This window comes from Gimesia alba (assembly GCF_007744675.1).
GTDB classification, from domain to species: Bacteria; Planctomycetota; Planctomycetia; order Planctomycetales; family Planctomycetaceae; genus Gimesia; species Gimesia alba.
Window position 1 is genome coordinate 1,974,369 of record NZ_CP036269.1, and the last position, 20,022, is coordinate 1,994,390.

Below are 20,022 nucleotides of genomic sequence, written 5' to 3' on the forward strand. Positions count from 1 at the left end.
AATTCAATGAGCCCCCTTTAACCTTTCATATCTACTTCAAAATACCTGTTCGTACTGAGTCTGTAAATAAGATCCCGCGATTTTGTGCACCGGCTGGAATTTGACTGGGGAATTCCCCTATTCAATTTCGGAAAGAATCCCCGTTTTCCAAAAATGACAGAGTCTGTAATCTAGTCCACACTGGATGATTCACTTAAGAAATGCGTTTCGCGTAGAGCAATGGTATTCTCTGTTTTAGCTTAAGCAGATTGAGATTAACAGAAAATTCACTTTAAAATTCGTTTTACAAATGAATCATCATAAGGGCAGATAGTACGAGAGAGTCAGGTCAAAGGCAGGGCTCGTGTGCTCAATTGGTATGGAATGTACTATCTCGGCGTCTCTCTTTGAGTCGTGAAAAAACTTCTGAGCATAACTGGCAGGGATGTCTCGTGTTTTTCATCTTGGTTCAAGCGCTCTCTCCAGGAAATGATCTCAATGAAAACGACAGACAGTTCAACGGCATCAAAACATAAACAGAGTGGCACTCATTCCCGGAATCGATTTCTCCAGGAAGCGCAGGCAGAAGCATTAGATCATGGGTTAATTGCTGATCTGGCGAATGAACAGATCCGCCAGATGGCAAAGGAAGAACTGGTGCGGGTAATTAAAGCTGCCAATCCCTCTGTTTTGAATGCAGATTGTCGGCAACGTCTGCACTTGTTTGATCAAGTGACACTGCAACGGCTTGCGTTTTTGGCACGTTATTGCTGTCAGAACCATATTTCACGCACACAGATTTCAGGGAAAGGACGTCATGCTCGTTTTAACTCGAAAAAAAAATGAATCGATTCGGATTGCCGACGATATCGTTTTGACTGTCGTCAGGGTTCATGGCGGAAAAGTCAAGCTGGGCATTGAATGCCCGCGCAAAGTACCGATCCGACGAAGTGAGGTTCCACCAGCGCCTGTAAGTGAACCTGAGCTGTGTCTGGTCGAGCAGTTTGGGGAGTAGGCACTCGCCCTTTGACGAATCTCATCAGGAGTTCCCTGAGGAGGGAGGATAGGGGCTATCTCTTTCGGTTGGTACACAGCCTGTGGCGTGAGATTTAATTCAGTAACGGAGGAGAATGAAATGACACTCAAACCAGCGATTCGAGGAACTGTGGCACGATCCGATCGAGGCTTACCAGGGCTCAGTTCATTTTGGGGCAGGGCTCCTTTGGGAACGCTTCGAGATGAAATGGACAATCTGTTGAGCACGTTCTCCGGTGATGGAGGGATCGCGGTCGGTTTCAATGCCATGCTGGACATGTCGGAAACGGATGACGCAATCGAAGTGAAACTGGATGTACCAGGAATTCAACCCGAAGAGATTGAAGTGGAAGTGATTGGGAATTCGTTGCTGATCACGGGAGAGCGAAAAGAAGAGAAAGAGGAAAAAGGGAAAACCTTTCATCGAATTGAACGGACGAGCGGCCGCTTTTCCCGGTCTGTCAAATTGCCTTGTGAAGTGCAGAGTGAACACATTGAAGCAGAGTGTGCGGATGGTGTGTTGACCGTAAAACTTCCCAAGTCTGATTTCAGAAAGCCACATAAAGTCACTGTAAAAACGAAATCCTGAGATGACAATCGAAGCTGACACGCTTGGGGAAGCCTGTTTTTGAAATCCATCGGATTGAGAGCTTTTGTAATACAAAAAACTAAGGAGAGTATGGTGAAACTACAAGGAGAGATGCGAAGCAGATTGCTTCCCAATCCAGACAATCAGCTCATTGCACGAGTCAAACGCGCTTTAAGGACCTCCGGCTATGTTCCTTTAGCTCAAGTGCGCGTGATGGTCGATCGGGGACAGGTCTTTCTGGCAGGCGATGTTCCCACCAATTTTATGAAGCAGGTGGCTCAGACCCGGGCTTTGTCTGTCGATGGGGTCAAGTCATTAAGTAATGACCTGGTTGTGGAACGAGAGTTTTCTCAGTTTTGATGCTGTAGAGACACAGTTCTTGTAGGGCCGCCCAGGTAGCGTTTCTTAATTCGAATGCCTCTTTGCAAATGGAAAGAACCGGGGCTAACGCCCTTCGGCTAATAAGTCATTCCGGCTGGGAAATCACCAAAAACCGGATCAGCCGCACGGCGTTAGCCGCGGTTAATACCGATTTCGGTAAGGTTATAATCATGAGAATCACACTCAAAACCAATAAATAAACGCTATCTGGCTCGCCTGTGTGAGATTTCATCGAATGGAATTTGCGATGCTTATGAGCTGCATTGCATTGGCCTTGTCAACATGCTGGCATGCAGCAGGTCTCGTCTTCACCCGTGACCCATGTTGTGTGCCAGCAAAAGGCACTCTGATTTTTCTGCAGTGACGGCGTGTTGTGATCTCAGTACACGACTTTGAGCAGGCTGCTCAGAGAAAGAGAAATCCCTGTTGTTTCCCAAAGGGCGCTGACTTCGGCGTACCATGTTCGACGGGAAGCTGCGCGGCGTTCCAGTCGATTTTGCCAGGCTCATAATCATAAATATTCCGGTAACCCAGTTCCTGCAGACGCTGTACCGCCTGTTCGGAAAGTTTACATTCGAAATTCAGACTGTAAACAATGATCGTTTGACTTTTATCTGGGAACATCTGCAGGAATAGCTCATCAAACTGTGGGTCGAGTGGAATATTAATGGCGCCGCGTAAGTGAAACTTTTGATAGCATGCTTCGGGCAACACCTCGACCAGTTTCAAATCAGGACATGATACGATGAGCCCTTGTAAATCATTTCTGCTGATGGTCACCATGGTCTCGACCCTGTTGTACAAAACTCTTGAGCGGCTTTGCCCTCATTCTTTTTTGTACTTCTAAAATCATTGGAAGTGTGCCCGCCTACTTTCCACCTTATTTTATTAAGATCAAAGAAGATAAATATCAGGCTGAAAGAGCGACATCACGAGGGTGAATTTCTGATGCTGCTATCGGGAAATGCCCCAGTAGAAGTGTGAAGGTGAACTGGAAGAACATGGAATGTTGGTAAAAGCTGATGAGACTATTGTTTTTCAAGCACCCATTGGATTGCATTGCGGGTTAATTCGGTTGCGTTTTCCAGGTCCAACTTGTGTTTGATATTTTCCCGGTACGTCTCTACCGTTTTGGGGCTCAGATTCAGCTTTTCGGCAATCTGCCGCGTCGTTTCGCCCTGACCGATCTGCTCAAAGACTTCCAGTTCACGATCGGAGAGACTTTCAATGGGAGATTCATTGGAGTAATTATCTGAACCAATCGAGCGGCAGATCATACGCTCTGTAATTTCGGAACTGAGAAAGACCTTCCCTTTCAGCACCCGATAAATGGCTTCGATGAGCTGCTCCGGGGCCTGTTGTTTATTCACAAAGCCTAATGCGCCTGCCCGAATACACCGTTCTGCAAATAAGGTTTCATCATGCATGGAAACCGTCAGCATTTTGATCTGTTTGAATTGTGATTTGATATCTTTGATCAATTCCAGACCACTTCCATCTTTCAGCGAAATATCAACGATGATCAGGTCTGGCGGATCGTTCATCACCTGTTTGATCGCACCGACTTTGCTGTCTGCTTCTGCGCAGACTTGAAGATCCGGTTCCCGTTCAATCAGTCGCGAATATCCTTCTCTTACAATTGGGTGGTCATCGACAATCATAATTCGCGTTTTTTGCTGATTTGAATTGCTCATAAAATGATGCTCCCACCTCGTTCACTCATAATTTGATTGCAGAGCTGACGCTAAGAACCTGCTTCGAAAACTCAGAGACTTTTCCTGCCTCCTGCGCTCTCTAAGTATCATTATACAACTAGACAAAATTGTCCGAAAGAGCATGTTTCTTTCAATTTTGGGAATTCGAATAAGTGTCTGTTTTTACTCTGGGATCATCGTTTCCGGGGTTCTGGCCCCTTTACCAGGATCCTGCGGTTACTTTAAGATAGACTCGCATTATCCGCCCTGATGCTTGGTGTCAATGTTCCTGCTTTTTCAAAGCGATTCAGTTCCTCACATTTTCTAGACCTTCAGAGAGACAGACACTGATGAGTATCTATCAACGTTTCGGTGTGGAGCCGATCATTAATGCTTGCGGCAGTGTGACGCGGCTGGGCGGGGCACCGATGCCTTCGCAGGTATTGGAAGCGTTTCGCGAAGCCGCCGGTGAGTGGGTTCCGTTAGAGCAGCTGCAGGCCGCCGCTTCAAAAAAAATCGCCGCGCATACAGGGACGGAAGCAGGGTTGGTCACTTCCGGTGCTGCGGGGGCATTGACGTTGGGAACGGCTGCGATTCTGGCGGGACACAACATGCGACGGATCGAACAGCTGCCGCACTGCGAAGAGTTTCCCCATGAATTCATCATCGCGCGGGAACAGCGCAGCGGCTATGATCATGCCGTCCGCGCCGCGGGAGCAAGGCTGGTCGAGGTCGGCTTCAACGAAATTGTTTCCAATGCCGGCGTGCGTCGCACGGAAAGCTGGGAATATGCGTCGGCGATTACCGAGAAAACTGCGGGCATCGTGTATGTAAATGCGGCTGATTCACAACCGGCATTGGCCGAAGTTGTGGAAGTCGCGCGGCAGCATGAGTTACCGGTTCTAGTCGATGCGGCCGGTGAACTGCCTCCCCGCGACAATCTCAAAGCGATTGCTGCCACGGGGGCCGATCTGGTTGCCTTCAGCGGGGGGAAGGCGATTCGCGGGCCACAGTCCACCGGTCTGCTATGTGGCAAACGCGAGTTGATTTCTTCAGCCGCGTTACAGATGCTTGATATGGATGATCATTTCGAACTCTGGCAGCCTCCCGCTGATTTGATCGATACGTCATTATTTCAGGGAATCCCCCGACATGGAATTGGCAGGGCGCTCAAGGTTTCCAAGGAAGAAATTATGGCGTTCCTGACTGCGTTAGACCTGTTTGCTTCGGGAGCGTACGACGCGCAGAATCAGGAATTCCAGTCCTGGCTGGAAATGATCGGAGAAGAACTGGAACTCGCACAGGTCCACGCCACCTGTTATCTGGCCACGCCAATCAGCAGCGAACGCTGGCCTCTATTGGATATTCATATTGATGAAGACGCTGTAGGAACCGCGTTTGAAGTTTGTCAAAGATTACGTCAGGGATCGCCGTCTATCTATGTCAACCATGCCCGATTGCAGGAAGGGATACTGACGATCAATCCGCTGTGTCTCACTGCAGAGCACGCTCGAACGATAGCAACACGACTATGCGAAGAATTGAAGTAATCCGGGTCTCTGAAATTTAGCCTGTGTTCAGGTTTACTGTAGCGTCTCCATAGCCGTTTGGACCGAGTATATTAGAATGAAGTACGCGATGATCAATGGTGATTCGCTCTAGTGTTTCGAATTCTGGTTCGCAAAAGGCCAGTTGCCATGTTCATAAGCGATCGCCAACTGCGGCGTTTCGATTCGTTTACCTTTACTCGCCAGGCTATGCATCACCGCGTCTAGAATCCCCGTTGTGAGTAATGTGCGTTCGACTGGATATGAGGCCTGACCCGTGTGAATCATTTGTTCGATGGCTTTGAGCAGATAAGCGAAATGGCCGAAGGGGGGATTGAGTTCCAGTTTGAACCATGTTGCCAGCGGTTTTTTCTGGCCGCGCAGTTTCACCGCGACCGCGTAGTGCCGGCTGAGTCGGTTGGCCATCGCGATGGTACTTCTCAAACCGTCCTGATGTTCCAGAAAATAGAAGGCGCTGTTGTCTTTCAAAATATCCTCCCAGTCTCCCTTGGCGACATTGGGGATCACATCCAATGCCGCTTGTAACATAGGCCTTTCCCACAGACCCTGCCGTTCTGCCTCCCAGATCTGTGCCCCCCGCGCTGTCTGCACGGCAGTGACACCGGTGGGGCCATTTCGACGTTCAATCAAAGTTTGCTGTGCTTCGAGTGTGTGGAACCCGTGTGCTTCAAAGTGGCCACGACCGACAGATAAGACTGCTTCAATTTCGCAATCTTCGGGCAGCGTCATTGCCGGTTCACGCCACGTCACCGGCAATGAAGAACCCGCCATCAACGGAAAGTTCAGTTTGCGGGAAATGTCATACATGGCTTTCGCATCCTGCCAGCGATAACCCAGGTGCTTATCATTAAATACGGGGACTGCCTTGTGGTACTTTTGGAAGGTCGCGGTAATTTCATCAAAAAAACGTTTGCGGGGATACATGTGCTGATTAGTTTTCGGCGTGTGCGGGTACTTTCCATGTTCTCCAATACTCAGAACCCCGGCGACTTGAACCTGGTCGGTTCCCAGCGTGATTGCTTCTTCAATGGTCTTGGAAATCGGGAACTGATATTGACGCGACATTTTCCGGCTCAGGTCGCGTTTCGGAACCTGATCGGTAAACAAAGAGGCGAGATACAGGTCAGGCCCTGTTCCTCCTTGCTGCTGGAATCCTGAGAGGATTTTTCCCACCAGCACGTCAGCGTGGGAGTTTGGCGTATATTCCGTGACGATCGCTGCAACAGGTAACTTGGGGCGTGCGGGCGTGTCTGCAGCGCGGGTTGTGTTTGATAACAACAAGGGGAGGGAGGCGGACGAAGCATGCTGAAGCCAGGTTCGCCGGTTCATATGCGACATGTATTCTCTCCTGTTTCTCAGGTGCAGGTTAGCGAGACACTCCAGGTCAAAGGAATGAAAACAATCGACAAGTTAAAATAGATCAGTGGTTGTTTATGTTTACTATGTGGAATTCCCCGCGATTCTTCAAGGAAGCTCAGAAGAATCAAGAGTACCATAAATTCCGAAATGCAAAAAAGGATCTTGACCCGAAGATAGATACTGTTATAGTACTGTGTACTCTTTGGGAGATCATTATGCATATTCGAATTGAACGTGGTTCAGCGACACCAATTTCGCGGCAGATCATGGAACAGATCCGGGCGCATTGTCTTTCTGGAACCTTAAAACCAGGGGATAGCTTGCCTTCTGTGCGCAAGCTGGCACAGCGGTTGGCTGTCAATGTGAACACGGTCGTTCGTGTTTATGAGCGGTTGTCTGCCGAAGGGCTGGTCGAAATGCGTCACGGAGAAGGGACGTTTGTATTGCCACAGTCTGCTAAGGCAGAGAATTCTCAACAAATGGCAGAACAGCGCAATCAGTTTTCATTAGAGTTTTCTACGGTCATCCATCGTGGCATTTTATTGGGGCTGACGGCGACTGAATTGCGGAAAATGCTTACCGCATCGATTGCAGATGCGAAACGGGAACTTAAAGCAGAAGCTTCTGCGCAACGGTCACGCGAGTCGGAAACCCGAACGGCTTAACACTTACATCAGGAGATGCTCATGTCAGAAGCGGCGATCAAAATTCATCAGGTGCATCAGCAATTTGGTGCGAAAATTGTGCTGGAAAATGTGTCACTGGAAATCCCCCGCGGTCAGACACTGGCGCTGCTGGGGAGAAACGGGACCGGGAAAACCACGTTGATTCGCATCCTGCTCGGATTATTGAAACCGGATAGCGGGTCTATCGAAGTTGGTGGTTGCGATCCATCGCGGGAAGCGGTTGAGTTGCGTCGTCGTGTTGGCTATCTGGCAGAAGATCAGACCATGTATGGCTGGATGACTGCGATCGAACTCTGTCATTTCCTGTATCCATTTTATCCTGCGTGGAATCAGGCGCTCGCCGATGATTATCTGGAGCGGTTTCACATTCCCCGCCACCAGCGAATCGATCAGCTTTCCAAGGGACAAAATGTCAAACTCGGTTTAACACTGGCCCTTGCGCATCAACCAAACGTGGTAGTTCTGGATGATCCCGCATTAGGTCTGGATACGATCGCCCGCAAGGAATTCAATCGCGATCTGATCGAGCATCTGCAGGCAGCAGGGCGGACGGTGCTGTTCAGTTCGCATTTGCTCGATGAAGTCGAAGCGGTCGCGGACGCAGTGGCGATTTTGGATGGTGGCAGAATTATTCGGCAATCAGAGACTGAAACACTGCGGAGCGAAGTCAAGCGCATTGTCGTGAATGCCATTGAGATCACTGAAGTCTCACCTCCAGCAGGACTGCTCGATGTCCAGCGCCTGGAAGACCAGTTGATCTTGACCATTGATGGGGCGGCAGACTTTGTGGAGCGCTTGACCGAACTCGGGATCGATCATGAAGTCGTGAATTTGAGTCTGGACGAAATTTTTGAAGCGTTTGTTATTGGTCGCACGCATGGCTGGCCTCAGGCGGGCACTCCGGTTGTGGTGTGACATTCAAGCTGTTTAAAGCGTGATCAAATAAGGACCTGTTTTATGGATACCGTTTTACAGTCTCTGCTCTGGAAAGAATGGCAGGAACGCAAACGCACGTTTTTTGTTTGTCTGGCCTGGATTTTGTGTGGATTAGTGTATGTCGTCATTTATGAATTGGCCTCAGGATATCGCACGCCGGTAGCTCGATTTGGTTCGGTCTGTATGGTTTACGGCATGTTCATGACCGTGTTTCTGGCGATGCGAGTTTGTTTGAGTGAAGTCACACAAGGCACACTCACGTTCACGTCCTCATTGCCGGTGTCACTTTCCCGAGTAGCAACTATGCGAATGATTGGCGGAATTGTGTGTCTGGCAGGTCCCATATTTCTGGGATCAATCCTGTTAGCTGTACTTCTGGCTTTGGGAATTCTGGAACAGGTGCCCGCGCGCCGAGCAGGATTTCCTTCCGGTTTCTCAATCAGAGAAGCTTTCCAGTCTGACGCCTGTTGATGGATTGATCCTGCTGGCGAAAGTTACCAGTATCACAGCCGTATCGGCGACCGCTTTGTTCCTGATCCTGGCGTTGATTGGTGCGCGTCGACGTCATGAAGTCCATATTGGATTTCTAGGGGTGACGATTTCTTTTGCCTGGATCTTACCCACAGAAGCACGCATGATGTTATCCCGCGCGGGCCTCGATTCCATGGTAGACTGGATTGGTGCTCTGTTTCCACAGTCGATGGTCATTTATTACGGCTATGGGGACGGAGCCGGGAGTTTCAGCGATCTTGATATGCCCAACCGAATCTGGCTGCCTCTGTTTTTGAATCTACTGATTCTTGCCGGTTTGGGGTACTGGTTCACGCGGCGATATGGTACGCGGAATATGTCTGTCACACGGCAAAAAAAACGTCGTTGGAGTTGGCCGCCGTTTTTCTCGTGGCTCTCGTTCCCTCATCGCAGACAAGTCTCTGCTCTGGTCTGGATTAATTTGAGGCAGTCGGTTCCATTGGCAGTTGCTGGACTGTTACTAGCTGGGGTGCTGGCAACTGCGAATGTACTCTCGACGGGGCACACCGAAGGTCGAGCCATGCAACTGACGGCTTACAGTCTTCCTTCCGGCATGTGGATCACTGGCTTACTTTGGGCGACGGTTGTAGGGACAGGAGTCTTTGCTGGAGAGCTATCAAATGGCCTGGCGCATTTCTGGATGTCGCGACCGATACAGATCAATCGCTGGTTCTGGTTGAAGTATCTCGTCGGGTTGTGCGCCGTTCTACTGGTTTTGGATGGGACCACAATTCTGCTTAGTTGGAACTCACTAAACCAGGACACGGCAATGCAATCGATGTATTACTCAAATCTGTTGAGCTGGTCTTATATCGCCTGCTTTCCTGTGTTGCATGCGATGATGTATTCTCTGGCGGTACTGGGAGTCTGCTGGTGGAAAAAACCGGTGCGAGGTGCCGTGACAGCGCTGGCTCTCTTTTTTGTCAGTTCCATGATGATGGAGTCCATTCCCGGCGTGATGGATTTTGAACCCCTGCATGTGTATAACAATCTATTTATGGCAGAACGCCAAGGCAAGTTTGATCTCTCCGGCTTTCATTTTCCATTCGTATTTGGGATCATCGGTATGATCACGGTTTTCACCGCGTATCTGGCTTCACGAAAAGTGCAGCGATTGGAATTGTCTGTGTAGTGAATCAGATAGCAATGCGCTGATAAGCCGAATTGGTGATACGAAGTCCGGGATTTGTACTATTTGCAATCTGCCAACATAGAATTTGAGATTAAATTGTTGCATGCAATGGACTCCGGTCGAAAAATGAATATAGAGCAATGCTGTTTCTAAAGGCTGCCTTTTATTTTACGATCATTGTTTGAGTCTTGTTTTGATGTCTGCACTTACGTTTGAACTTTGGGATTCGATCGATGCGGTCGATGGTCCGGCCTGGGATCAATTATGCCAGCCCGCAGAGAATCTGTTCATGCAGCGGAGCTTGCTCGGAGCCATTGAGCGATCGTTGTCGGATGATGCGCAGTTCTGGTATGTTCTTTTTCGAGATCAAGATCAGCGGCCGGTATGTGCCGCCGCCTTTTCAGCGTACACGCTGGACATCAGTCTGCTCGCGGAAGGTTTCAGCGCGAAAGTTGCACAGCAGGTTGCGAAAGTTGCGCCTGGATTATTGCAGTTAAAAGTCATTTTTCTCGGCATGCCGGTTTCAGCAGGGCAGAACCATATCTGTTTTGCTGTTGATGCAGACAGGGCGGCGATTCTGAAACAACTGGATGAGTTACTCGTTTCAAAAGCCAGGGAAGTCAAAGCAGAATGCATTCTCGCAAAAGAATTTTCCGAAGCAGAACTGCCTTTGATGCAGCCTTTACTCGATTGTGGGTATCGTCTGGCCGACAGTCTGCCGATGAATCATATGCAGCCGGAACATGCTGATTTTGACGGGTTTCTAGCCAGTCTTAAGTCGGACACGCGCGGCAAACTTCGTAAGTCAATCAAGAAGATCAAGAAAAATCAATTACGCTTTGAATACTACCGTGGAACGGAAGCAGCGGAACGCATGACGGACGAGGTGTATCAGCTTTACCGGAATGTATTAGACCGCGCGAAGATTCAACTGGAACGACTGCCGAAGTCGTTTTTTCTCGAAATGCTGCAAGGTCTGCCCGACAATATGGAAGTCATTTTTCTGTATGAAGAGGATCGCGTGCTGGCGTTCGGTGCCTGCCTGTTTACAGATTCGGTGTTTGTGCCGATTTATCTGGGCGTGGATTACGAAAACAATTCGAAGTACGACCTGTATTTTAATATGCTGTTCGAAACCGCTGATCGCGCATTGAAGCAGGGGGCCCGGGATATCGTGCTGGGACAATCGGCCGATGACGTGAAGCACTTTAAATTGCGCAGCTACCAGCAGCCTTTATACCTTTATAGTAAAGGCATCTCGCTTTCGGCGCGGCTGGCGATGTCCTGTTGCTTTTCTCTATTGTTTCCCAAACGTGCCTTGAGATTTCCTCGCATGTCGACCGAACCGGCCGCCGCAGATTGACTGTAGTCGAGGGAAGCCTGCGTGGGGTGTGCCAGGGTGAGTCGTTGCGGATTCCAGGTCAGAAGTTTCTTGAAAACGTGACTCACTTTAAAATTGAGCGCTTTCACACAACGCACAAAACTCAATAAGGTTCCGAGCGAAGACGTCGGATAAGAACAGATATAGATATTCTCAAACTGCGGTCGAAAGCGGCTTTTAAAATGATACATGCCTTTGGTATCGAAAATCGCTCCCAGACAGTTGCCCCAGATTCGTAATCCCAGCCAAGAGACGAAACAATCGTCGGGAATACGTGCTTTGCAGCGCAAGGTTGGAATCGGGCAGAGTGAAACCGACTTGCAACCTTCTTCGGCTAGAACATCAATGGCCTGTTTCATCAGGAACGGGATAGTGCCTCGGACTGCATCGTTGCGCTGGCGATACATTTCAAAAGACCAGCTGTTTCCTCCGGCAAGGGGCGTGCAAAGTAAAAAACCTTCGAACCTGCCTCGACCCGCTTCGGCCTGCGCCACAAACAGCCGGCGTCGATGCAGGTATCCCGGTATCAGTTGCCCTTCAAAGAAAGGGATCTCTCCTGTTTGTGATTTATTGCAGATATGTTCCTCAGAGATCGTGAGTAATTCAGTAAGGATGGTCTGCCATTCGTCGGGAGCGTGATCCGCTTCGTGCAATTCTTTCAGGACCACGTTTTGTCTGCGCACATAATTCTCTTGTCTGCGGACCCACTCGAATGGTTTCCCGGACCAATGATGGTCTGCTAAATTCAGTCTGGCCTCTTCGCCGTATTTTGTGATTCGGAAACCCTGTTCCCGAAAGGTCGGCAGTTCTACTTCAGAAATTCCAAAGAACGAGATCACGAGCTGATTCAGGCGAGCGAATTCAATAAAATTTTCCAACAGCTTGTGCTGATCCGCTTTCGCGGCAATCAATCCACCCACAATATGCAGGTAACGACCATCGCGGCAGAAGCCAATGACGCCGCAATCTTCTTTGCCCCAGAAATAGTGCCGATTGGGTTCGGTCACCAGATAGGAATCGTGATATTCACCATATTTGAAAGCCAGCGATTCTAATTTCGCAATCCGTTCCGGGCGCATAGAGTCGTATGATGCAAAATAGTTCGTACCCTTCGGCGGAGAGAGTGTCGAAATCATAGTACAGGCCTGAAGCAACTTGATTGAATTGCATTGCAAAGATTGAGAGCAAATGTTCTCGTGACAAAGAATGTCGTCACGGAAAACTCAGTCAAAAGTAGGTAAACGCTTAATATAAAATTGGTTATGAGTATTACAGTTATTCCAGTTCACTGTAGGTGTGATGCGAAATGAGCTGCAAATATCTTCTGTCCATTTTATTTATTATGCGTATATTTCTTATGGCCCGTGAATTTATGCTAGAGGGTGTACAGCTAAGGGTCAAGTGAAAATTGCATGAATAGGTAAAATAGGTGCTGTTGTCTTGGGTGAGAGGTGTCTGGTGTGAGAGGAGAGTCTGGGAGTCGTTTTTACAGAGGCAGGGCAGTCAGAGGGCTCAATGCCAGAATGTCCGAGATGACTCGATTCAAACTGAATTCAGGGCTCGTTTTACTACGCAAGCATTGTGGATGTCGTATGACCATTCAGTTGTAAAATTGATGCATCGCGCTCACGATGTGCGAGCTGAGTCCCTTTTCGGTAAACGTCCTGGAAACTAGAATTCTGCTATGACATATCAACAAACGCCCCGAGCTCTGGATGAACTTCAATTCGAAAATCAGTTTACATGCGCATTGCCCGCTGACCGGGAGGCGAAAAACTTTCGCCGTCAGGTGAATGGTGCCTGTTTTTCGCGTGTGATGCCGACGCCGGTGGCCCGTCCGCAGTTGGTGGCTTACTCCAAAGAAGTCGCAGACCTGTTGGACTTGGAGAACAACGCTTCAGAGTCGGACGCGTTCGCTGCCGTCTTTGCCGGGAACCAGCTCCTGGAGGGCATGGAACCCTTTGCCATGTGTTATGGCGGTCACCAGTTTGGAAACTGGGCCGGTCAACTCGGAGATGGCCGCGCCATCAATCTGGGTGAGGTTCTCAACAGTCAGGGGGAACACTGGGCGCTGCAACTCAAAGGGGCCGGCCCGACTCCCTATTCGCGCACCGCAGACGGATTAGCCGTGTTACGTTCTTCCGTTCGGGAATTTCTCTGCAGTGAAGCCATGTATCATCTGGGAGTGCCGACGACGCGAGCCTTGAGTCTGGTTTTGACCGGCGAACAGGTCGAACGCGATATGTTTTACGACGGTCATCCCAAACTGGAACCGGGAGCCGTAGTCTGTCGCGTGGCTCCCTCGTTTCTCCGCTTTGGAAATTATCAGATCTTCTCATCCCGGGGCGACATTGAGACATTGCGCGCACTGGTTGATTTCACGATCCGGACCGAGTTTCCGCATCTGGGCGAACCGAGTCGTGATGTTTATTTAAACTGGTTTGCAGAAGTCTGCCGTCGCACTGCCGACATGATTGTGCACTGGATGCGAGTTGGTTTTGTGCATGGAGTGATGAATACCGATAATATGTCAGTGCTCGGATTGACCATTGATTATGGTCCCTATGGTTGGCTGGAAGACTATGATCCGAACTGGACGCCGAATACAACCGATGCGATGGGGCGGCGGTACCGGTTTGGGAATCAGCCGCAGATTGCGCTCTGGAATCTCGTGCAGTTTGCGAATGCCCTGTATCCGCTGATTGAAGATGCAGAGCCGTTGCAGCAGGCGCTGGATGTTTATGTGGATCATTATGAGCAGGGCTGGCAGGCAATGATGGCGGAGAAACTGGGCTTGAGTTCGTTACAGCCAGAGACTGATATAAAACTGATTGAAGAACTTCAAGAAGTCCTGCAACTGGTCGAAACCGATATGACGATCTTCTTCCGTAAGCTGGCGTTGCTGGAAGTCGACGGGGAGCCCTCGGCTGACATCGACGAAGCCGCGTTACTCGCACCGTTGAGAGACGCGTATTATGAACCGGAAAAAGTGGTGGGTGAGGTTCGCATCAGGATTTGTGACTGGCTGCAGTGTTACCAGAACCGGCTCCGCGAAGAGCCGTCGTCCGATGCCGTTCGCCGGGAAAAGATGAATCGCGTGAATCCGAAATTCGTTCTGCGGAATTATCTGGCACAGCTGGCCATTGATAAAGCGGAAGAGGGTGACTTTTCTTTGGTCAATGATCTGCTCGAATTGTTGCGGCGTCCATATGACGAACAGCCTGATCAGGAACAGTATGCGGGAAAACGACCGGAGTGGGCTCGGAGTCGCGCTGGCTGTTCGATGCTCTCCTGCAGTTCGTGATTCAGTAGACTTTATTTCTACCACGAAAGACACGAAACCTCACGAAAAAAATGTGAACGTTTCTTGTGTCATGGCAGGGTTCATACCGTATCTTGCTCCTGGGTGGCACCGTTGGCTTGCCCAACGGTGAAGGTACAATTCCAGAAACAGATGACCAACGTGCGGTAGGGGTGGCTCTATGTGGCCGCCCGCAGTGTCGGGGTGGTTTTTGTTTTACCGTGCGAATGATTTTACCGGATCCATTGGTACGGCAATTCAGAGTCGAATCTCTCCATGCGGGTCGCCACATGGGGCGACCCCTACGTTTCGATAACTAAGTCGCCGTGAATTACTTTGCACGGCCGGGCCAGCCGGGCCGTGGCACACGGTGAGTGTTATCAGTGAAGGGATGGTATCTGTTTTTTACTACCACGAAAGACACGAAAGCTCACGAAAAAAATGTGAAAGTCCCTTGTATCATGTCAGGGTTCATATCGTATCTTGCTCCCGGGTGGCACCGTTGGCTTGCCCAACGGTGAAGGTACAATTCCAGAAAAAGATGACCAACGTGCGGTAGGGGCGGCTCTATGTGGCCGCCCGCAGTGTCGGGGTGGTTTTTGTTTTACCGTGCGAATGATTTTACCGGATCCATTGGTACGGCAATTCAGAGTCGAATCTCACCAGGCGGGTCGCCACATGGGGCGACCCCTACGTTTCGATAACTAAGTCGCCGTGAATTACTTTGCACGGCCGGGCAAGCCGGGCCGTGGCACACGGTGAGTTACCCGTTGTCCGTGATCACGTCGGGCATGGTTTCGTCGGTGGGAATGAATTTCATGGAAACGGAATTGACACAGTGCCGTGTGTTTTTTTCGGTCATGCGCTCGCCGAGGAAAACGTGACCCAGGTGACCTCCACAGTTATGACAGACAATTTCCGTGCGAAAACCATCTGCATCGGGAATACGATCGACGGCGTTCGGCAGTTCGTCATCAAAACTGGGCCAGCCACAATGGCTTTCGAACTTGTCTTCACTGCGATATAGGGGGGCGTTGCAGCGGCGGCAAATAAATGTGCCCGCTGCTTTCAGGTTCGTATATTCGCCGAAAAAAGGCCGCTCGGTTCCTTTGTGCAGGATCACACGGGCTTCTTCGGGAGTGAGTTCATTATAGTTTGTTTCGGATGATTCCGATTCCATCAGCGAGTTCCAATAATAGGGAATGTGGTCGATCAAAGTCGGGTGAGTAACGCGGCAATTGAGATAAAATGAAACTCGTATCGCTCAGGATGGTCGATGAGCAGTCGTTCCATGCGTTGGTAAATTTTCTCGATCGTATTTTCCTGCGGTAAGTCTTCCGGGAGGGCGGCTGCAAGAACCGGTTCCGTAAAGGCCCGCTGAAAACTGATATAGTTGTGTGCCCAGGTTTCCCGGTCACCGGTCTCGTCAAACGCTGTATTGAACGGCACGGGAACATCGCGTGCTTCGGCGTGTTCGATGCGATAGGCGGCCGACAGTTCCGGTTCGTTCCGGATGGGGGCCGTCAGTTCTTCGATATCGCGATAATAAGCGGGAAAGAGAAAGTCTTCATAAAAACTACGGGGCAGCATATCGGCTTCTACGAAATCCAATAATGCATCACTGAGGACATCCATCAGCCCGTGACCCGTCGATTGCGTTTCGTTTTTTCCAAAGATCTGGACCAGCAGCTTACCGCCGGGGACCAGCTCCTCGGCCCGTGCCGCGTAAAAGTGGCTTAGATCCTGATAGGCCTGTTTCTGAAATGGAATCAGTTCGCTGGCGGCTACATCAACTCCTTCACGTGGTGCACCGGGATTGGGTTGCATGGCCAGGACAAAGCCTGGCAGCTGTGCCTTCGGTCTGGTTTCAAAAAATCCGATGGCGTTAAATGTCGTCGCCAGATGCAGGCTGCGGGGAGGCACGAGTCGTCCAAACGCGGACCCGCCGATGGCGGCGGTATAGACGTCGGTTGCTGAAAGAGCGGGCTTCGATTCAGGAAACAGATTCAAAAACATCTGATTAAAATCGTTCGTAGGCAAATCATCGAACAGCGCCCATACTGGTAAATCTGACTGGCGACGTACGATTTCAATCAGCCGACTCATCGTGTAGATCGCATTGGCTCCCTCTGAAGAGCCGATATCGAGAAAGTTCCACGAATGTTGATGCGAGTCTGGTTCCGGCAGCGCGGTGATCGCTTCTTCGAGCCAGGGGAGAAATGCCTCGGAAGCAGACCGCTGCTCTTTTGAGTTGGCATCGTAATATCCGCCCCCCTTCATCCCGGTCGTTGTGGGCATAATTGTTGATCCTGTTTCTGAATTGAGCCACGCGGCTGTCGCGGTGTTTTAATGGATATGTGTGTGAAGCTTCAATTTTCAATCCGCTGTATCTGTTGATTAAAGTGTATCGCATGCCGGGCTTTGATTCTACAAATGCAATGGCCTTGTTCCGCGAATCTTGACGAAGAGAGACTCTCAAATGGGGGGCAGGTCGACGATTTCACTCTGCACAACTATTTTGTTTCCCATTTTCACCAAATTGAGTCTGTTCGATTCATAAACTCTGATCAGTTAAGACTTTCTCAATGGCTCACGGTTGTGGCTTCTGCATAACGAATCCATGAACAGTGTCTGCAAGAAACCCCTCAAACTGAAAGTTTTTTTGACCAGCCGAATCGGAGATGGTAAATTAGTGACAGCAATTCAAAGCGTTCTGATTTCATTTCCGATTGATCGCGACAATTTCAAGCAGAAGTGATCTGCGTTCAGTCTGTCGAGTCACAAAGTGACGGCTCTCAATGTTGTCTCGTTGTGAATTGAAGGAGGGCTCTGTATGACCAGAAAAAACTCAGGCATTGTGAATGGCGCCTTAGAAGAAATTTCCGCACTGGAATATATCCTGCTAGGCGACTTGCTGGATTTGCTGGAAGAATCGGACGGCGATGCGGGCGCCTGGAAATGGATTTCCCAGGTACTGGATACACTCTTGAAAATGATGCCTCGCGAATTCGAATTGCAGGACGAAGGAGGCTACCTGGAAGAAGTCCTCGAAGAACAACCGAACTGGCAGGGGCAGGTTCGAAATCTGTATCAGGAACGCTGCGACTTATTGAAGAAGCTGAATGAGTTACAGGTTCGGATGCAGGATTCTCTGCCGCTGCATCAGATGCGTCAGATCGCCGGCGAACTCAGGCACGAACTCCGCGACTGGATCACCAGCTATATCGCCCACCAGCGCCACGAGCGCCGTATTATCCAAGACGCCTTCAACAGCGACATTGGTGCCGCCGACTGATTCATTTCGAATCGCTTCTCTTACTGGTTCATGACGCTTATGCAGTGAACTGTTTTCCTCTCTGACGCTGCGCGCCTTTCGATACGATGGTTGGTTGTAAAGCAGTCGGCATGTTACTCGGGCTGCTGTACTCTGATAGGAATCATCGATAAGGGCAGGGCCGCGTCAAGAGGGGAATCAAAATAATGGGAAGCCAAGCGACAAGTGAAACGCGTCGATATCAGCTCAATGACTGGCGAACATGGGCTGATGTGTGGTTCAATGCGGGACGAAGCGTGTCGAAAATAAGGGAAAGCATGAGCAGGTTTTTTGAAAATCGCTCTGAAACAAGGGACTTTGTAAGTGCTGATTTTCCCAGTCGTTTCATTTCTTCAGCTGAACCAGTAGTGTTCTCGCGCGCGACGCACAATTCCGCAAATCATGGCAAACGGCGCGTTGCTGTCAAGTCTGTTTTCTTCAGGTTGTGGACGATTTACTTTCCAAAGTCGTACACAAATACGTTGATCTTTGCAGTGCAGAGGGTTTGTTGAATCAGCGGTTCTATTTTGTCCCATTTGCCGCCGGCCAGACCGCAGCCGATGCGCGGCATGTGGACAGAGGCCCAGAGTTCTTCGGCCTTCTCGGCGACGGAGGTCAGACATTGTTCGATGGCCGGGTAGCGAACCGGTGGGCCTTTGCTGCCGGTTTTCATGCCGCGCTGACCAAGCATGTTGGCGACCCAGATGTACCGGTCAACATTCACGAACTGGACTTCGCCCAGACCGAAGTTATTTTTGGCCCGGCTGCGATGCCACTGGCGATATTCTGTTTCCGGTTCAGGCCAGCGGTTGCTGATTGCCAGTACGAAGCCTTTGCCCCAGCCACCCAGATCATTACAGATATGGGCAATGATCTTGTTTCCTTTGGCTTGCGGCTGGGTGGCATCGCCTTTCAAATAGGTGATCTCGGTCATGGTTTGGACTTGGAATCACAGATGGTGCTGGGCAGGTCGATGTTGTATTTCTTGAGCAGTTTGGCATATTCGCCGCTCTGGCAGAGTTTTTTCAGGCCGGCGTTAAAGGCATCGCGGACGTCGGGTTCTTCAAAGTTTGCTTTAAAATACGTGGCTTCGGGGAAGAGCGCGTGGTATTCGACTCCATCCAGTTGATGTCCTGTTGACTGGCTGATGGCATTGAAGATACTACGGTCAATCACGATCACAGCGTCCTTGGCTTCCCAGAACTGTTTGACCTGATCACTCTGATCGGCGACTTCCACATAGTTCTTGCGTTGTGGGGAATCGGGAGAGAACAGTTTTTTGAATTCGGGGCCGAGTTCGAGGTAGGCGTCTTGCCAAGTGAGGACTTTGTGATCGGCCAGATCGGCGACGGTTTCAATTTTCAGACCAGCCGATTTTTTCGTAATTGCGGAGTTCACGAAATCGATGAAATGATCGGAGTAGAAAATGCCTTCAACGTCTTTGAAATTTTGTACTCCTAAAGCGACGTCGGCCCGGTTTTCGGCGACGGCGGACTGCAGTTTTTCATAAGGCATTTGAATGAAATTGAGCTGATAGCTGGGGAGTGCCTGGGTGGCGATATCGACTTCGATGCCGGTTTTCGCATTTTTCATGACATAAGGAGCAATATCAACGCTGATGGCGACCGTCAACTGCGGCCTGTCGGCACCTTCAATCGGTTCCGGGATGATATCGACTTCGGGGTTCGCGTCAGGAGGGGGAGGCGTCGGTGTTTTCTCTTGTCCACACGCGGTGAACAGCAGACTCAGTAACATCAGGCATATGGCAGCGTCGACACGAAATCCGTTCATCGTCTTTTCTCCTGAGTAATGGGAATTTGCTGGAGTATATCGTGTGAGGAGCGTGTGCTCAATAGTTTCGTTTTCGTTGTCCGGGCAGAATTGTTTTCAGTATTTGAGTTTTAGATATGAGGGAACCCAAATAGAAGAACGACAATAAGTGGAAAAAAGCTGAGTAAGATCAAAAATAGCCCTAAACCATAATGCATATTTCGAACAAATTTGCGTCCATACAAAATGATCAAGATCGAAGCGGTCGGACCATTCATCAGGGGGTTCCGGTCTATGGCTGTACTGATCAGGATATGAATTCCTATCACCATCAACATGAGCCAGATAAACATAAGAGGCCTCTTTG

The 20,022-nt window shown here is 49.9% G+C and carries 19 protein-coding genes and 1 pseudogene; 12 read left to right on the plus strand and 8 right to left on the minus strand.

Annotated features, from left to right (window positions below; genetic code table 11):
• The first annotated feature begins 477 nt into the window (after positions 1-477).
• The 4 genes from Pan241w_RS07560 (at position 478) to Pan241w_RS07575 (ending at position 1,963) form a co-directional block, all read left to right on the plus strand.
• Positions 478-825 carry a hypothetical protein gene (locus Pan241w_RS07560; RefSeq protein ID WP_145213244.1) on the plus strand — a complete coding sequence of 116 codons (348 nt, stop codon included), beginning with the start codon at positions 478-480 and terminating at the stop codon, positions 823-825.
• On the plus strand, positions 797-994 hold the full coding sequence (locus tag Pan241w_RS07565) for a carbon storage regulator (RefSeq protein ID WP_145213247.1): 198 nt from the start codon (positions 797-799) through the stop codon (positions 992-994). The genes Pan241w_RS07560 and Pan241w_RS07565 overlap by 29 nt, the downstream gene beginning before the upstream one ends.
• A gap of 120 nt (positions 995-1,114) precedes the next feature.
• Positions 1,115-1,603, plus strand: a complete 489-nt coding sequence (locus Pan241w_RS07570) for an Hsp20/alpha crystallin family protein (protein WP_145213250.1) — start codon at positions 1,115-1,117, stop codon at positions 1,601-1,603.
• A gap of 111 nt (positions 1,604-1,714) precedes the next feature.
• On the plus strand, positions 1,715-1,963 hold the full coding sequence (locus tag Pan241w_RS07575; protein WP_198000382.1) for a BON domain-containing protein: 249 nt from the start codon (positions 1,715-1,717) through the stop codon (positions 1,961-1,963).
• Between the two features lie 426 nt (positions 1,964-2,389).
• Here Pan241w_RS07575 and Pan241w_RS07580 read toward each other — a convergent pair whose 3' ends face one another.
• Positions 2,390-2,767, minus strand: coding sequence for a rhodanese-like domain-containing protein (locus tag Pan241w_RS07580; RefSeq protein ID WP_145213258.1), 378 nt, complete (start codon positions 2,765-2,767; stop codon positions 2,390-2,392).
• 245 nt (positions 2,768-3,012) lie between these two features.
• The gene (locus tag Pan241w_RS07585; protein WP_145213261.1) at positions 3,013-3,678 is read right to left on the minus strand and encodes a response regulator; all 666 of its coding nucleotides are present in this window, start codon (positions 3,676-3,678) and stop codon (positions 3,013-3,015) included.
• Between the two features lie 350 nt (positions 3,679-4,028).
• On the opposite strand from Pan241w_RS07585, the gene Pan241w_RS07590 reads away from it, so the two are divergent.
• Positions 4,029-5,228: an aminotransferase class V-fold PLP-dependent enzyme gene (locus Pan241w_RS07590; protein WP_145213264.1), complete on the plus strand. Its 1,200-nt coding sequence runs from the start codon at positions 4,029-4,031 to the stop codon at positions 5,226-5,228.
• Between the two features lie 108 nt (positions 5,229-5,336).
• Here Pan241w_RS07590 and Pan241w_RS07595 read toward each other — a convergent pair whose 3' ends face one another.
• Positions 5,337-6,584 (minus strand): hypothetical protein, encoded by a 1,248-nt coding sequence (locus Pan241w_RS07595; protein ID WP_145213266.1) that lies wholly within the window; start codon positions 6,582-6,584, stop codon positions 5,337-5,339.
• A gap of 236 nt (positions 6,585-6,820) precedes the next feature.
• On the opposite strand from Pan241w_RS07595, the gene Pan241w_RS07600 reads away from it, so the two are divergent.
• The 5 genes from Pan241w_RS07600 (at position 6,821) to Pan241w_RS29665 (ending at position 11,253) form a co-directional block, all read left to right on the plus strand.
• Positions 6,821-7,270, plus strand: a complete 450-nt coding sequence (locus tag Pan241w_RS07600) for a GntR family transcriptional regulator (protein WP_198000383.1) — start codon at positions 6,821-6,823, stop codon at positions 7,268-7,270.
• Between the two features lie 21 nt (positions 7,271-7,291).
• Positions 7,292-8,206: an ABC transporter ATP-binding protein gene (locus tag Pan241w_RS07605; RefSeq protein ID WP_198000384.1), complete on the plus strand. Its 915-nt coding sequence runs from the start codon at positions 7,292-7,294 to the stop codon at positions 8,204-8,206.
• A gap of 42 nt (positions 8,207-8,248) precedes the next feature.
• Complete coding sequence (locus Pan241w_RS07610; RefSeq protein WP_145213274.1) at positions 8,249-8,698, plus strand: hypothetical protein; 450 nt, start codon at positions 8,249-8,251, stop codon at positions 8,696-8,698.
• A gap of 4 nt (positions 8,699-8,702) precedes the next feature.
• On the plus strand, positions 8,703-9,890 hold the full coding sequence (locus Pan241w_RS07615; RefSeq protein ID WP_145213277.1) for a hypothetical protein: 1,188 nt from the start codon (positions 8,703-8,705) through the stop codon (positions 9,888-9,890).
• Positions 9,891-10,086: 196 nt separating this feature from the next.
• Positions 10,087-11,253, plus strand: coding sequence for a GNAT family N-acetyltransferase (locus Pan241w_RS29665; RefSeq protein ID WP_145213280.1), 1,167 nt, complete (start codon positions 10,087-10,089; stop codon positions 11,251-11,253).
• A 167-nt stretch (positions 11,254-11,420) separates the two neighbouring features.
• Here the strand turns inward: Pan241w_RS29665 and Pan241w_RS07625 are convergent.
• Positions 11,421-12,407 (minus strand): annotated as a pseudogene (locus Pan241w_RS07625) (phosphatidylglycerol lysyltransferase domain-containing protein); the annotation flags it as partial.
• Positions 12,408-12,955: 548 nt separating this feature from the next.
• On the opposite strand from Pan241w_RS07625, the gene Pan241w_RS07630 reads away from it, so the two are divergent.
• Positions 12,956-14,575: a protein adenylyltransferase SelO gene (locus Pan241w_RS07630; RefSeq protein WP_145213285.1), complete on the plus strand. Its 1,620-nt coding sequence runs from the start codon at positions 12,956-12,958 to the stop codon at positions 14,573-14,575.
• 760 nt (positions 14,576-15,335) lie between these two features.
• On the opposite strand, the gene Pan241w_RS07635 is transcribed toward Pan241w_RS07630, so the two are convergent.
• Both Pan241w_RS07635 and Pan241w_RS07640 read right to left on the minus strand, forming a co-directional pair.
• Positions 15,336-15,752, minus strand: coding sequence for a methionine-R-sulfoxide reductase (locus tag Pan241w_RS07635; RefSeq protein WP_145213288.1), 417 nt, complete (start codon positions 15,750-15,752; stop codon positions 15,336-15,338).
• A gap of 32 nt (positions 15,753-15,784) precedes the next feature.
• Positions 15,785-16,870: a class I SAM-dependent methyltransferase gene (locus Pan241w_RS07640; protein ID WP_145213291.1), complete on the minus strand. Its 1,086-nt coding sequence runs from the start codon at positions 16,868-16,870 to the stop codon at positions 15,785-15,787.
• Between the two features lie 535 nt (positions 16,871-17,405).
• On the opposite strand from Pan241w_RS07640, the gene Pan241w_RS07645 reads away from it, so the two are divergent.
• Positions 17,406-17,867 (plus strand): hypothetical protein, encoded by a 462-nt coding sequence (locus Pan241w_RS07645; RefSeq protein WP_145213294.1) that lies wholly within the window; start codon positions 17,406-17,408, stop codon positions 17,865-17,867.
• 472 nt (positions 17,868-18,339) lie between these two features.
• Here the strand turns inward: Pan241w_RS07645 and Pan241w_RS07650 are convergent, their stop codons facing one another.
• Entirely contained in the window at positions 18,340-18,819 is a 480-nt protein-coding gene (locus Pan241w_RS07650) for a macro domain-containing protein (protein WP_145213297.1), read from the minus strand.
• The gene (locus Pan241w_RS07655) at positions 18,816-19,676 is read right to left on the minus strand and encodes a substrate-binding periplasmic protein (protein ID WP_145213300.1); all 861 of its coding nucleotides are present in this window, start codon (positions 19,674-19,676) and stop codon (positions 18,816-18,818) included. Before Pan241w_RS07655 ends, Pan241w_RS07650 begins: the two co-directional genes overlap by 4 nt.
• Positions 19,677-20,022 lie beyond the last annotated feature (346 nt).